Annotated in this window: 13 protein-coding genes; 7 read left to right on the top strand and 6 right to left on the bottom strand. The window is 60.7% G+C overall.

Annotation, left to right across the window (positions count from 1 at the left end):
• The first annotated feature begins 108 nt into the window (after positions 1 to 108).
• The 3 genes from V3W27_RS11040 (at position 109) to V3W27_RS11030 (ending at position 2,886) form a co-directional block, all read left to right on the top strand.
• A complete protein-coding gene (locus V3W27_RS11040; protein WP_027612287.1) occupies positions 109 to 714 on the top strand; it encodes a membrane protein in 606 nt (201 codons plus the stop codon).
• A 151-nt stretch (positions 715 to 865) separates the two neighbouring features.
• Positions 866 to 1,543 carry a response regulator transcription factor gene (locus V3W27_RS11035; protein ID WP_027612288.1) on the top strand — a complete coding sequence of 226 codons (678 nt, stop codon included), beginning with the start codon at positions 866 to 868 and terminating at the stop codon, positions 1,541 to 1,543.
• Positions 1,540 to 2,886 carry an ATP-binding protein gene (locus tag V3W27_RS11030; protein WP_027612289.1) on the top strand — a complete coding sequence of 449 codons (1,347 nt, stop codon included), beginning with the start codon at positions 1,540 to 1,542 and terminating at the stop codon, positions 2,884 to 2,886. Before V3W27_RS11035 ends, V3W27_RS11030 begins: the two co-directional genes overlap by 4 nt.
• 111 nt (positions 2,887 to 2,997) lie before the next feature.
• On the opposite strand, the gene V3W27_RS11025 is transcribed toward V3W27_RS11030, so the two are convergent.
• Positions 2,998 to 3,996, bottom strand: a complete 999-nt coding sequence (locus tag V3W27_RS11025) for an AraC family transcriptional regulator (protein ID WP_330206582.1) — start codon at positions 3,994 to 3,996, stop codon at positions 2,998 to 3,000.
• 350 nt (positions 3,997 to 4,346) lie between these two features.
• Here V3W27_RS11025 and V3W27_RS11020 point away from each other — a divergent pair, with 350 nt between their 5' ends.
• Positions 4,347 to 5,681 carry a dicarboxylate/amino acid:cation symporter gene (locus V3W27_RS11020; RefSeq protein WP_027612291.1) on the top strand — a complete coding sequence of 445 codons (1,335 nt, stop codon included), beginning with the start codon at positions 4,347 to 4,349 and terminating at the stop codon, positions 5,679 to 5,681.
• Positions 5,682 to 5,937: 256 nt separating this feature from the next.
• Positions 5,938 to 7,119 (top strand): CaiB/BaiF CoA transferase family protein, encoded by a 1,182-nt coding sequence (locus V3W27_RS11015; protein WP_330206581.1) that lies wholly within the window; start codon positions 5,938 to 5,940, stop codon positions 7,117 to 7,119.
• 110 nt (positions 7,120 to 7,229) lie between these two features.
• Here the strand turns inward: V3W27_RS11015 and V3W27_RS11010 are convergent, their stop codons facing one another.
• Complete coding sequence (locus V3W27_RS11010) at positions 7,230 to 7,724, bottom strand: SprT family zinc-dependent metalloprotease (RefSeq protein ID WP_330206580.1); 495 nt, start codon at positions 7,722 to 7,724, stop codon at positions 7,230 to 7,232.
• A gap of 148 nt (positions 7,725 to 7,872) precedes the next feature.
• On the bottom strand, positions 7,873 to 8,475 hold the full coding sequence (locus V3W27_RS11005) for a Yip1 family protein (RefSeq protein ID WP_007917515.1): 603 nt from the start codon (positions 8,473 to 8,475) through the stop codon (positions 7,873 to 7,875).
• A 444-nt stretch (positions 8,476 to 8,919) separates the two neighbouring features.
• On the opposite strand from V3W27_RS11005, the gene ttcA reads away from it, so the two are divergent.
• Both ttcA and V3W27_RS10995 read left to right on the top strand, forming a co-directional pair.
• Positions 8,920 to 9,744, top strand: coding sequence for a tRNA 2-thiocytidine(32) synthetase TtcA (ttcA, locus tag V3W27_RS11000; protein WP_007968702.1), 825 nt, complete (start codon positions 8,920 to 8,922; stop codon positions 9,742 to 9,744).
• A 132-nt stretch (positions 9,745 to 9,876) separates the two neighbouring features.
• Positions 9,877 to 10,551 carry a DNA-3-methyladenine glycosylase I gene (locus V3W27_RS10995; protein WP_096796800.1) on the top strand — a complete coding sequence of 225 codons (675 nt, stop codon included), beginning with the start codon at positions 9,877 to 9,879 and terminating at the stop codon, positions 10,549 to 10,551.
• A 113-nt stretch (positions 10,552 to 10,664) separates the two neighbouring features.
• Here V3W27_RS10995 and V3W27_RS10990 read toward each other — a convergent pair whose 3' ends face one another.
• From V3W27_RS10990 to arsC, 3 genes are read right to left on the bottom strand one after another with little or no spacing between them, the layout of a single operon-like run.
• Positions 10,665 to 11,090, bottom strand: a complete 426-nt coding sequence (locus tag V3W27_RS10990) for a DUF2069 domain-containing protein (protein WP_330206579.1) — start codon at positions 11,088 to 11,090, stop codon at positions 10,665 to 10,667.
• 2 nt (positions 11,091 to 11,092) lie between these two features.
• The gene (gene wrbA / locus V3W27_RS10985) at positions 11,093 to 11,689 is read right to left on the bottom strand and encodes an NAD(P)H:quinone oxidoreductase (RefSeq protein WP_115989123.1); all 597 of its coding nucleotides are present in this window, start codon (positions 11,687 to 11,689) and stop codon (positions 11,093 to 11,095) included.
• The gene (arsC, locus tag V3W27_RS10980) at positions 11,686 to 12,039 is read right to left on the bottom strand and encodes an arsenate reductase (glutaredoxin) (protein WP_247269681.1); all 354 of its coding nucleotides are present in this window, start codon (positions 12,037 to 12,039) and stop codon (positions 11,686 to 11,688) included. Before arsC ends, wrbA begins: the two co-directional genes overlap by 4 nt.
• Positions 12,040 to 12,114: the final 75 nt, after the last annotated feature.

The raw sequence follows: 12,114 nt of genomic DNA, 5'->3' as shown, positions 1-12,114 counted from the left end.
CCTAGTCGATTTGATTCAGCGCAGGTTCAGAGAGTGTTCAGGGCAGGTACAGGGGCGGGTCAGTAACCTTGCGCCATACCCAAACAGCACTGTGAAAGAGGAAACGCGATGAATCGTCTAAACAAACTGCTGCTGGCTTTTACCTTGTTGGGCTCCAGCCTTGCGGCACATGCCGATGACACCAGCAACTTCGCCGGCCTGACCTTTGGCCAGACCAGTGACAAGGTTAAAAAATCCCACGCGCTGAACGACAACCTTGGCCATCCGGACGCCAGCGGCGCAATCGACGGCAACAACACATACGGCGTGCGCCTCGGTCAGCAAAACTCGCAAGGTCGTTACTACGCGACCTACGACAACGTGTCCGGTTCGCACAATGGCATTAAACTGCGCCAGGAAAACCTGCTGGGCAGCTACGATCTGTTCTATCCAGTGGGTGGCAGCACCAAGCTGTTCGGTGGTGCAACGGCCGGTTTGACCAAGCTGACTCAGGACTCGCCGGGCTATAGCCGTGACAGCGACATCGGTTACGCCGTCGGTGGCCAGTTCGGTGTGCTGCAACAAGTGGCGCAGAACGTTTCGGTGGAACTCGGTTACCGTTACCTGATGAGCAACGCCAGCACCGAAATGAAAGAAAGCGGTGGCAGCAAGCAAGGCTCGCTGGACTTGACCAGCAGCGCCCAGACTTACCTGTCGGCGAACTACGCTTTCTAAAGCGCGGTTCGTTCTAGACCCTGTGGGAGCGAGCTTGCTCGCGAAAGCGGTCTATCAGTCGACAACAATGTTGGCTGATACATCGTCTTCGCGAGCAAGCCCGCTCCCACAGGTGCGTTGTTGGAGTTTTTGATTTACCCGGGAGAGCGTTATGAAACTGTTGGTCGTCGAAGATGAAGCGCTGTTGCGCCATCACCTGCAAACCCGCCTGACGGAGAGCGGTCACGTGGTCGAGTCCGTGGCCAATGCCGAAGAGGCGCTGTACCAGACCGGGCAGTTCAACTTCGATCTGGCGGTGATTGACCTCGGGCTGCCGGGCATGGGCGGTCTGGACCTGATCCGGCAGTTGCGCTCGAGCGGCAAGACCTTTCCGATCCTGATCCTCACCGCGCGCGGCAATTGGCAGGACAAGGTCGAAGGCCTCGCCGCCGGTGCCGACGACTACGTGGTCAAGCCGTTCCAGTTCGAGGAACTCGACGCGCGCCTGAATGCCTTGCTGCGTCGCTCCAGCGGCTTCACCCAGTCGACAATCGTCGCCGGGCCGTTGTTGCTTGATCTCAATCGCAAGCAGGCGTCGCTGGATGAAGAGCCGCTGGCACTGACCGCCTACGAATACCGCATCCTCGAATACCTGATGCGCCACCACCAGCAAGTGGTGCCCAAGGATCGCCTGATGGAGCAGCTCTATCCGGATGACGACGAGCGCGATCCGAACGTGATCGAAGTGCTGGTCGGCCGTCTGCGCCGCAAGCTCGAAGGACCGGGCGGGTTCAAGCCGATCGACACCGTGCGCGGTCTCGGCTACCTGTTCAATGAGCGCTGCACTTGATTCGTTCTCTTCGCGTTCGTTTGATGCTCGCCGCCACCACGTTGGCGGTGTTGTTCATGCTCGGCTTGCTGCCGGCCATGCAGGGCGCGTTCAGCCTGGCGCTGCAGGACTCGATCGAGCAGCGCCTGGCCTCGGACGTCACCACGCTGATCTCGGCGGCACGCGTCGACAGCGGCCATCTGGTGATGCCGGCGCAGCTGCCGGATGAGCGTTTCAATCTCACCGACAACCGCCTGCTCGGCTACATCTACGACCGCGAAGGCAAACTGGTCTGGCGCTCGAAAGGCACGCAGGAAGAGCAGATCAACTACAAGCCGCGTTACGACGGCATGGGCAACGAGTTCGCGCGGATCCGCGAGAGCAATGGCCAGGAGTTCTTCGTCTACGACGTCGAAGTCAAACTGCTCGGCGGTAAAAGTGCCGCGTTCAGCATCGTCGCTCTGCAACCGGTGCGCGAATACGAAAATACCCTCGAAGGCCTGCGCGAAAATCTCTACCTGGGCTTCGGCGCCGCATTGCTGGTGCTGCTGGCGCTGTTGTGGATCGGCCTGACCTGGGGTCTCAAGGCGCTGCGTCGGCTCAGTCAGGAACTCGACGAGATCGAAAGCGGCACCCGCGAAAGTCTCACCGAACAGCACCCGCGCGAACTGCTGCGCCTGACCGGCTCGCTCAACCGTTTGCTGCACAGTGAGCGCCAGCAGCGCAGCCGCTACCGTGACTCCCTCGATGATCTGGCGCACAGCCTGAAAACCCCGTTGGCGGTACTGCAAGGGGTCAGTGAAGACATGGCCCAACGCCCGGAAGATCGCGATCAAGCCTGGGTGCTGCAAACCCAGATCGAGCGCATGAGTCAGCAGATCAGCTATCAACTGCAACGGGCCAGCCTGCGCAAAAGCGGTCTGGTGCGCCACCAGGTGCGGCTGCAACCGGTGCTCAAAAGCCTGTGCGACACGCTGGACAAGGTCTACCGCGACAAACACGTGCGGGTGGCGTTTGATCTGCCGGAGCACTGCTACGTGCCGATCGAGCAGGGCGCGTTGCTGGAGATGATGGGCAACCTGCTGGAAAACGCCTATCGCCTGTGCCTGGGCGAAGTGCGCATCAGCGTGCGCGAGACCCTCGCCGGCATCGAGTTGTGCATCGAAGACGACGGCCCCGGTGTGCCACCGAATCAGCGCGCGCGGATTCTCGAGCGTGGTGAGCGGCTGGATCGCCAGCATCCGGGGCAGGGCATCGGGCTGGCGGTGGTCAAGGACATCATCGAAAGCTACAACGCCAAGCTGATGCTTGGGGATTCACCGATGGGCGGGGCGGCGTTCAGGATTCAGTTTCCTGCGGTTTAGGTGTTGGCTGTTCTGACGTCATCGCGAGCAGGCTCACTCCTACAAGGGGAATGCATTTCAAATGTAGGAGTGAGCCTGCTCGCGATAGCGCCAGTCAGTTCAGCGCGGGTCTTACTGCTCCTGCGCCCGATACGCCCCCGGCGTCAGCCCGGTCCATTTCTTGAACGCCCGGTGAAACGCCGACGGTTCGGAAAATCCCAACTGCTCGGCAATCTGTTGCAACGACAGATCCGCCCGTCCCAGATGATAGATCGCGATGTCGCGGCGCAACTGATCCTTCAATTCCTGAAAACTGCTGCCTTCCTCACGCAAATGCCGACGCAGGGTTTGCGGGCTGATGTGCAGCTGCGCGGCCACCGCTTCGAGGTCCGGCCAGTGCGCACTGTCGCGGCTGAGCAAGCGGCGCAGGCGACTGCTGAGGCTGTCACCGTCGTCCGGGCGCGATAGCAGGTCGGCGGGTGAGCGTTCGAGAAAGTGCTTGAGGGTGCGTTCGTCCTGCAACAGCGGCATCGACAGATAGCGACTGTGGAACAACAGGCTGCTTTGCTGGGCGCAAAACACCAAAGGGCAGGGGAATAGCAGGTCGTACTCGGCACCGTGCGCCGGTTTCGGATAACTGAAGGTGGCCTGCTCCAGACGAATCCGCTGGCCGATCAGCCAACTGCCGAGGCGATGCCAGATCACCAGCAGGCTCTCGCTGAGAAAGTGATCCGGGTCCCATAACTGCGAGTCATCAAGGCTCAGGCGCACCCATTCGTCTTCGCGGCTCAGGCTCAGGCGCGGAGCCTCGGGGAATAGGCTATAAAACAATAAACCGCGTTGCAGTGCCTTCTCCAGATTGCGGCAGTGGATCAGGGCGTGGCACATCATCGCGAAGCTGCCGGGCTTGCTCGGAGCGTTGCCAAAGCCCAGGTATTCGTCATCCAGCGCCAGCCACAGGCTCTGGATCAGTTGGGTGAATTGCTCCGGGGCGATGCGCGCCCGAGGTTCATCGAGCAAATCGGGGCTGATCCCCAGTTGCTGCAGCAGCGGCGCATAGTCGAAGCCCGAACGGCGTGCGCCACCGAGGGCGGCACGGGCGAAATGACTGGCGATGGTACGTTCGCGCATAAGCGGCAGATCCTTCCTCAGGCGCTGGATGGTAGCCGGGGCATGCGCAGGGCAACAAGGCGGATTTCCGCCAAATTGTAGGACGAGAGCCGCTGACTTGGCGGAAATCCGCCACACTGGCGTCACCGGGCAGTGACAAAAAATACTCTGCATCCCCTGATATCAAAAGGCTTGCAGCGAATTGCACCAAAGTGGCACGGCGTTTGCGATAAGAGCGACAGAAGTGTGCGTCTATTCCGCGGGAATAGCGCCGCTCCAACAACAAATCCCTCCAGTGCAGGAGGGTTCGCAATTCAGGTTCTGCGCCCAACAGATGGATGTTGCCCGCGGGACGCTTGAGGACACTTGCAATGACGACTCGTCAGCCACTGTACAAATCCCTGTATTTCCAGGTGATCGTCGCGATCATCATCGGTATTGCCCTTGGTCACTACTACCCGCAGTTCGGTGTGGCGGTAAAGCCACTGGGTGACGGATTCATCAAGCTGATCAAAATGATCATCGCCCCGATCATCTTCTGCACCGTGGTCAGCGGCATCGCTGGCATGCAAAGCATGAAGTCGGTCGGCAAGACCGGCGGTTATGCACTCCTGTACTTCGAAATCGTTTCTACCATCGCCCTGCTGGTGGGCCTGATCGTGGTCAACATCGTGCAGCCGGGCAACGGCATGCACATCGACGTCAGCACCCTGGACGCCTCGAAAGTCGCGACCTACGTGCAGCAAGGTGCAGACCAGAGCGTAGTCGGCTTCCTGCTCAACGTGATCCCGACCACCATCGTCGGCGCGTTCGCTACCGGTGACATCCTGCAAGTGCTGATGTTCTCGGTGATCTTCGGTTTCGCCCTGCATCGCCTGGGTGACTATGGCCGTCCGATCCTCGACTTCATCGATCGCTTCGCCCACGTGATGTTCAACATCATCAACATGATCATGAAGCTCGCGCCAATCGGTGCCTTCGGTGCGATGGCGTTCACCATCGGTGCCTACGGTGTCGGTTCGCTGGTGCAGTTGGGTCAACTGATGGCCTGCTTCTACATCACCTGCCTGGCCTTCATCCTGATCGTGCTGGGTGCCATCGCCCGCATGCACGGCTTCAGCGTGCTGAAGATGATCCGCTACATCCGTGAAGAACTGCTGATCGTACTCGGTACCTCGTCTTCGGAATCGGTACTGCCACGCATGCTGATCAAGATGGAGCGTCTGGGTGCGAAGAAATCCGTCGTGGGTCTGGTGATCCCGACCGGTTATTCGTTCAACCTCGACGGTACCGCGATCTACCTGACCATGGCTGCAGTGTTCATTGCTCAGGCCACCGACACGCACATGGACATCACCCATCAGATCACCCTGCTGGTGGTGTTGCTGCTGTCCTCCAAAGGCGCCGCCGGTGTGACCGGTTCGGGCTTCATCGTGCTGGCCGCCACCCTGTCGGCAGTCGGTCACTTGCCGGTGGCCGGTCTGGCGCTGATCCTCGGTATCGACCGCTTCATGTCCGAAGCCCGCGCCCTGACCAACCTGGTCGGCAACGCCGTGGCGACCATCGTGGTTGCCAAGTGGGTGAAAGAGCTGGACACCGACGTGCTGCAATCCGAGCTGGCGTCGGGTGGTCGCGGTATCGCGGATACCCGTCCGGAAGATGACCTGGGTGTGGCTGAAGGTGCTACTCCGAGCAACGTCAAGTAATCTGAATTGGCTCCAGTGTAATGCTGGAGTCTGAGAGCCCTTGTGGTGAGGGGATTCATCCCCGATGGGTCGCGAAGCGGCCCCTTCTTAGATAGAAGGGGACTGCTGCGCAGTCCATCGGGGATGAATCCCCTCGCTACAGGGGTTTTTTATTGCCTGCGATTTGAGCATTACGGTCACTGCCGCTGATGCATCCGGTGATTGCCGTGCGCGGCAGCGCTGCCTAGGCTGAGTGCATCGCCCAAGGAGTTCGCCCATGTCCGCGCCGCTGGCCTCACTGAAGATTCTGGATTTCTCGACCCTGCTGCCGGGGCCATTTGCCTCGCTGTTGCTGGCGGACATGGGCGCCGAAGTGCTGCGCATTGAATCACCGACGCGCATGGATCTGCTGCGGGTGCTGCCGCCGCATGATCAAGGTGTGTCAGCCAGCCACGCTTACCTCAATCGCAACAAGCGCAGTCTGGCGCTGGATCTCAAACAGCCGGAAGCGCTGGAGGTGGTCAGGCAGTTGCTGGGCGAATACGACATTGTCCTCGAGCAGTTCCGCCCCGGTGTGATGGAGCGTCTGGGCCTGGGTTATGAGGCGCTGAAAGCGATCAACCCGAAGCTGATTTACGTGTCGATCACCGGCTATGGCCAGACCGGGCCGTACAAGGATCGCGCCGGGCATGACATCAACTACCTCGCCCTGGCCGGTCTTTCCAGTTACACCGGCCGCGCCGACAGCGGGCCGTTGCCGCTGGGCATGCAGGTGGCGGATATCGCGGGTGGTTCGCTGCATGGGGTGATCGGCCTGCTGGCGGCGGTCATCGCCCGGCAGCAGACCGGGCAGGGCACGCATCTGGACGTGAGCATGACCGATTGCGCCTTCAGCCTGAACGCCATGGCCGGTGCCGGCTATCTGGCCTGTGGCGAGGAGCCGCACTGGGAAGAGCAGATGCTCAATGGCGGCAGCTTTTACGACTACTACCGCACTCGCGACGGGCGCTGGTTGTCGGTGGGCAGTCTTGAACCGGGGTTCATGCAGCAACTGTGTACGGCGCTGGGCCGGCCGGAGCTGGCGGCGCAGGGCTTGTCACCCAAGCCCGAGCAGCAACGGTTATTGAAGGACGCGTTGAAAGTCGAATTCGAGAAGCACGACTTTGCCGAGCTGCGCGCGTTGTTTGCCGAGGTCGATGCCTGTGTCGAACCGGTCTTGAACCTGAGCGAGGCGGTGCAACATCCGCAGTTGCAGGCGCGGAAGCTGGTGACCCAGGTGCCGCGTGGCGACGGTACGACCCAGGCGCAGATTGCCTGTCCGCTGAAATTCTCCGAAGCGCTGCCTGCGCCGCGGCATGTCGGCGCAGGGTTGGGACAGCATACTGAGCAGGTGTTGGGGGAGTTGGGGTTTGGTGCTGAGCGGATTGCCGAGTTGCGGCGTGCCAAGGTGATTCTCTAGCGTCTGTACCGGCCCTTTCGCGAGCAAGCCCGCTCCCACAGGGGAATGCATTTCAAAATGTGGGAGCGGGCTTGCTCGCGAAGGCGTCGGCGGCGACAACACCAAACCGCCTATTCCACCCGCATCTCACCACTGAACACCAAGGTGTTGTGACAACGCCGGCACAAATACCGCCGCCCCTGGCGCACCAGGCTATGACGCTGCGCCGAAAACGGAAAATCACTGTCGGCGCACGGGCATTTGTAGATATAGCGGGTCACGCTGCGGCGTTTGACGGCATAGGTGTGGCAACGATCCGGCGGCAGCTCGTAAACCCCGCGCATGATCAGTTGCCACTCCTCGCCATGCGGCTGGATGCGGTCGCCGAACAGTTGATGGGCGATCAGGTGCGCGACTTCGTGGGCCACGGTCTGCTTGAGGAAGTGTTCGGTGTTTTCCCGGTACAGCTGCGGGTTGAAGCGCAGCAGGTTCTCGTGCAGATGCGCGACACCGGCTTTTTGCCCGCGCAGCTTGAGGCTGACGACGGGGCGTTGGAAATGACGTTTGAAAAAGGCTTCAGCGAGTTGGTAACAGTCTTCGACGCGGGTATTGAGTTGCTCGGGCATGCTTGATGGATCTCCAGAGGCGTCGAGTATGCCGCAACGTTCCTGACTTGCGAATCGCTGACCTGCCGAATGGTCATCCGCCAAACGAGAAGGCCGCCTTGCGGCGGCCTGAATTGGCAGATCTTGTTGTTCTCGGGGGTGAAGCCTGTCAGTTGGTGTACACCGGCCCCACGCCGAGGCCCCAGACAATCACGGTGAACGCCATGATGGCCACCAGCACCACCAGACCCACCGCCAGCACTGAGCTGGAAAACAGGAAGCCTTCATCCGATGGAATGTTCATGAACGTTGGCAGCCCCACGTACAGCAGATACACCGTGTAGCAGATGGCCGCCGTGCCTACGATCATTCCCAACCACATGTGTGGATACAGCGCCGCCAATCCGCCGACAAACAACGGTGTCGCGGTGTAGGTGGCGAACGCCACGCAACGCGCCAGACTTGGATTGGCGTCATACGTGCGGGCCATCCAGTGCACGAAGGCGCCCATCACTGCGACCCCGCCGAGCATCGCCAGGTACGACATCACGGTCATCCAGATCGCACTTTCGACGGTGAGCATCACCGGTGCGCGGTTGCCGATCACCCAGCCGACCTGAGTGGTGCCGATAAACGCCGAAACCGCCGGAATCGCCGCCAGGATCAGCGTGTGCGTCAGGTACATGTGGCTGATGCTTTCCTCTTGGTCGCCACGGATTTCCTTCCATTCCTGATCGGGGTGGGTAAAAAGTCCCACTACGTGATGGATCATGCCAGTCACTCCTCTTGTTATTGCCATCGCCCCCCAGCGGAGCGCCTACGGGCCAAAGGTGGCCGAGCAAATTCAGGTCTTCATATGTGTGCGACCTTATGTCGCAGTATAGAAAGGACTTAACCGCACAGGGACTAGGGGCTTAGAGCAAATCGCGCTGTAAACACGGAGCGTAATCGCGGCAGGGTCTTGCACATTTGAGGCCGGATCACCTCTGTGGCGAGGGAGCTTGCTCCCGCTCGGCTGCGCAGCAGTCGCCAATCCTTCCAGTTTGGTGTGTCAGGAAAATAGCGGCTGCGGGTTTGGAGGCGCTTCGCACCTCAGCGGGAGCAAGCTCCCTCGCCACAGGGGATCGGTTGAAAGGGACAGACCCACGGCCCTTCGCGCTCCCCGGGTTTTTGCGTAAAATGCCCGCCTTTCGTCACACCTCACGGATTTCGCGTCATGGGCACTCTTACGGTCAACCAGAACAAACTGCAAAAGCGCCTGCGCCGCCTGGCCGGCGAAGCGGTCGCCGATTTCAACATGATCGAAGACGGCGACAAGGTCATGGTCTGCCTGTCCGGGGGCAAGGACAGCTACACCATGCTCGACGTGCTGCTGCACCTGCAGAAGGTTGCACCGATCAAGTTCGAGATCGTCGCGGTGAACATGGACCAGAAGCAGCCGGGCTTCCCCGAGCACGTACTGCCGGCCTACCTGAAAGAGCTGGGCGTCGAGTACCACATCGTCGAGAAGGACACCTACTCGGTGGTCAAGGAACTGGTGCCGGAAGGCAAGACCACTTGCTCGCTGTGCTCGCGCCTGCGTCGCGGCACGTTGTACACCTTCGCCGACGAAATCGGCGCGACCAAAATGGCCCTCGGTCACCACCGTGACGACATCGTCGAGACGTTCTTCCTCAACATGTTCTTCAACGGCACCCTCAAGGCGATGCCGCCGAAGCTGCGCGCCGACGACGGGCGCAACGTGGTGATCCGTCCGCTGGCCTACTGCAACGAGAAAGACATCCAGGCTTACTCGGACTTCAAGGAATTTCCGATCATCCCGTGCAACCTTTGCGGTTCGCAGGAAAACCTGCAGCGTCAGGTGGTCAAGGAAATGCTTCAGGACTGGGAGCGCAAGACTCCGGGCCGAACTGAAAGCATCTTCCGCAGTCTGCAGAACGTGGTGCCGTCGCAACTGGCCGACCGCAACCTGTTCGACTTCACCAGCCTGAAGATCGACGAGACGGCGGCTTCGCGCTTCGTTAACGTCGTCAATCTGTAAACCCATTCCAGGTGGGAGCGGGCTTGCTCGCGAAGGCGGTGTATCAGTCGCTATATGCGCCGACTGACACTCAGTCTTCGCGAGCAAGCCCGCTCCCACATTGGTTTTTTGTTTCATTCAATAGGAGAGGGCATGCGCGATTACAAGTGGCTGCACGAATACTGTCTGAACCGCTTCGGTTCGACGGCTGAACTGGAAGCCCATCTGCCCGTTCCCAAGACTCCCGCGCAATTGCGCAAGATCAGCGACGATCGTTACCTCTCGACCATGGCCCTGCGTGTCTTTCGCGCCGGCCTCAAGCACAGCCTGGTGGACGCCAAGTGGCCGGCCTTCGAAGAAGTGTTCTTCAAGTTCGACCCGGAAAAAGTCGTGCTGATGAGCGCTGAACACCTCGAGCGCCTGATGCAGGACGCGCGGATCATCCGCCACCTGGGCAAGCTCAAGAGCGTGCCGCGCAATGCCCAGTTCATCCTCGATGTGGAAAAGGACAAGGGCAGTTTCGGCGCGCTGATCGCCGACTGGCCGGTGACCGATATCGTCGGTCTGTGGACCTACCTGAAAAAGCACGGGAGTCAGTTGGGCGGGCTGTCGGCGCCGCGCTTCCTGCGCATGGTCGGCAAGGACACCTTCGTGCCGAGCTATGACGTGGTCGCCGCGCTGAATGCGCAGAAGATCGTCGACAAGGTGCCGACCAGTCTGCGCGATCTGGCGATTGTGCAGAACGCGTTCAATCAGTGGCATGAGCAGAGTGGCGGGCGGCCGATGAGCCAGATTTCGATGATGCTCGCGTACACCGTCAACCATTGACATCGAGTTGCTTCAATCGCTGGCAAGCCAGCTCCCACAGGATCCTTGTTGAAACACAATTTTGTGATCGACACAAAAACGGTGGGAGCTGGCTTGCCAGCGATAGCGATCTGTCAGGCGACAGAGACTTCGCCCTCGCCAGCCAGCTTGCGATTCAACTGATACCGCCACCGCACATACAGCAGCGCCGAGCAGAACAGCGCCAGGCTCGCGGCCATCTCCAGCACGCCAAACAGTTGCCGATTCGGGTCATACGCTGCCAATGCGCCCTTGATGAAATACAGATTCACCACAAAGCACATCCACGAGTGCGCACGCGCGTTGCCCATCAGCATCCCCGGCGCAAGGATCAGCCACGGGATCAGCTCGACCAGCAGGATCACCCAAGGTCGGGCGCCGTGCAGGTCGGCGAACACCAGGTAGTAAGCGGCGAGCAGCCCGGCGAGGCCGAAGAAGCACAATAGACTGATGACCCGCATCGCCTTGACGCGGGGTTCGAGCCACTCGACGGAGGGCAGGACTTTCGGCTTCTTTGCCACCCTCAGCCCTCCAGTTTTTGCGCGGTCTTGGCCAGGCGTGCGCCGAGTGCGCGACACAGTGCCATCTCGTGCTGATCGAGACCTTTCTTGCCATCGGCGCCGGCGTGATGACTGGCGCCATACGGCGTGCCGCCGCCCTGGGTTTCCAGCAGCGCCGACTCGCTGTACGGCAGGCCGGTGATCAGCATGCCGTGGTGCAACAGCGGCAGCATCATCGACAGCAGGGTGGTTTCCTGACCGCCGTGCAGGCTGGCAGTGGAGGTGAACACGCCGGCCGGTTTGCCGACCAGTGCGCCGGTCAGCCACAGGTTGCTGGTGCCGTCGAGGAAGTACTTCAGCGGCGCGGCCATGTTGCCGAAGCGCGTCGGGCTGCCAAGGGCGAGGCCGGCGCAGTTCTTCAGGTCATCGAGGGTGGCGTAGAGCGCACCGTCTTCCGGGATGTCCGGGGCGACCGCCTCACACTCGCTGGAAATCGCCGGTACGGTACGCAGGCGCGCTTCAAGGCCAGCCTGTTCGACGCCGCGGGCAATCTGCCGGGCCATTTCATTGGTCGAACCGTTGCGGCTGTAATACAGAACCAGAATGTACGGCGCGCTCACGGCAGCAGCTCCAGGATCTGCTCCGGTGGACGGCCGATTATCGCTTTGTCGCCGACTTCGAGAATCGGCCGTTCCATCAGTTTCGGGTGTTCGGCGATGGCGGCGATCAGTTGCGCTTCGCTGAGGCTCGTGTCGGCCAGCTGAAGCATTTTGTATTCATCTTCTCCAGTGCGCAGCAGTTGTCGCGCGCTGATGTTCAGCTTGCCGAGCAAGGCCTTGATCTGCGCGGCGTCCAGCGGCGTTTCCAGGTAACGCACTACGTTCGGGGTCAGGCCACGGGCCTCAAGAAGTTCCAGCGCGCCGCGGGATTTCGAGCAGCGCGGATTGTGATAAAGCGTCAGATCGGTCATGGCGGGTCGCTTCTGGCGTAAAGTGGCGGCTATTCTAACTGTGCAGCGCGCAATCCAGAACCTTCAGAGGCGATG

Origin of the sequence: Pseudomonas sp. AM14(2022), from assembly GCF_036346455.1 — a bacterium.
GTDB lineage: Bacteria > Pseudomonadota > Gammaproteobacteria > Pseudomonadales > Pseudomonadaceae > Aquipseudomonas > Aquipseudomonas putida_A.
This window is presented reverse-complemented; position numbering and strand designations above follow the sequence as displayed.

What these genes read in the sequence shown, in the direction of transcription:
- arsC (WP_247269681.1), bottom strand. Translation starts at nt 12,039, where the DNA reads ATGACCGATCTGACGCTTTATCACAATCCGCGCTGCTCGAAATCCCGC.
- V3W27_RS11025 (WP_330206582.1), bottom strand. Translation starts at nt 3,996, where the DNA reads ATGCGCGAACGTACCATCGCCAGTCATTTCGCCCGTGCCGCCCTCGGT.
- V3W27_RS11010 (WP_330206580.1), bottom strand. Translation starts at nt 7,724, where the DNA reads ATGCCCGAGCAACTCAATACCCGCGTCGAAGACTGTTACCAACTCGCT.
- V3W27_RS10995 (WP_096796800.1), top strand. Translation starts at nt 9,877, where the DNA reads ATGCGCGATTACAAGTGGCTGCACGAATACTGTCTGAACCGCTTCGGT.
- V3W27_RS11005 (WP_007917515.1), bottom strand. Translation starts at nt 8,475, where the DNA reads ATGATCCATCACGTAGTGGGACTTTTTACCCACCCCGATCAGGAATGG.
- V3W27_RS11015 (WP_330206581.1), top strand. Translation starts at nt 5,938, where the DNA reads ATGTCCGCGCCGCTGGCCTCACTGAAGATTCTGGATTTCTCGACCCTG.
- V3W27_RS11020 (WP_027612291.1), top strand. Translation starts at nt 4,347, where the DNA reads ATGACGACTCGTCAGCCACTGTACAAATCCCTGTATTTCCAGGTGATC.
- ttcA (WP_007968702.1), top strand. Translation starts at nt 8,920, where the DNA reads ATGGGCACTCTTACGGTCAACCAGAACAAACTGCAAAAGCGCCTGCGC.
- V3W27_RS11035 (WP_027612288.1), top strand. Translation starts at nt 866, where the DNA reads ATGAAACTGTTGGTCGTCGAAGATGAAGCGCTGTTGCGCCATCACCTG.
- V3W27_RS11040 (WP_027612287.1), top strand. Translation starts at nt 109, where the DNA reads ATGAATCGTCTAAACAAACTGCTGCTGGCTTTTACCTTGTTGGGCTCC.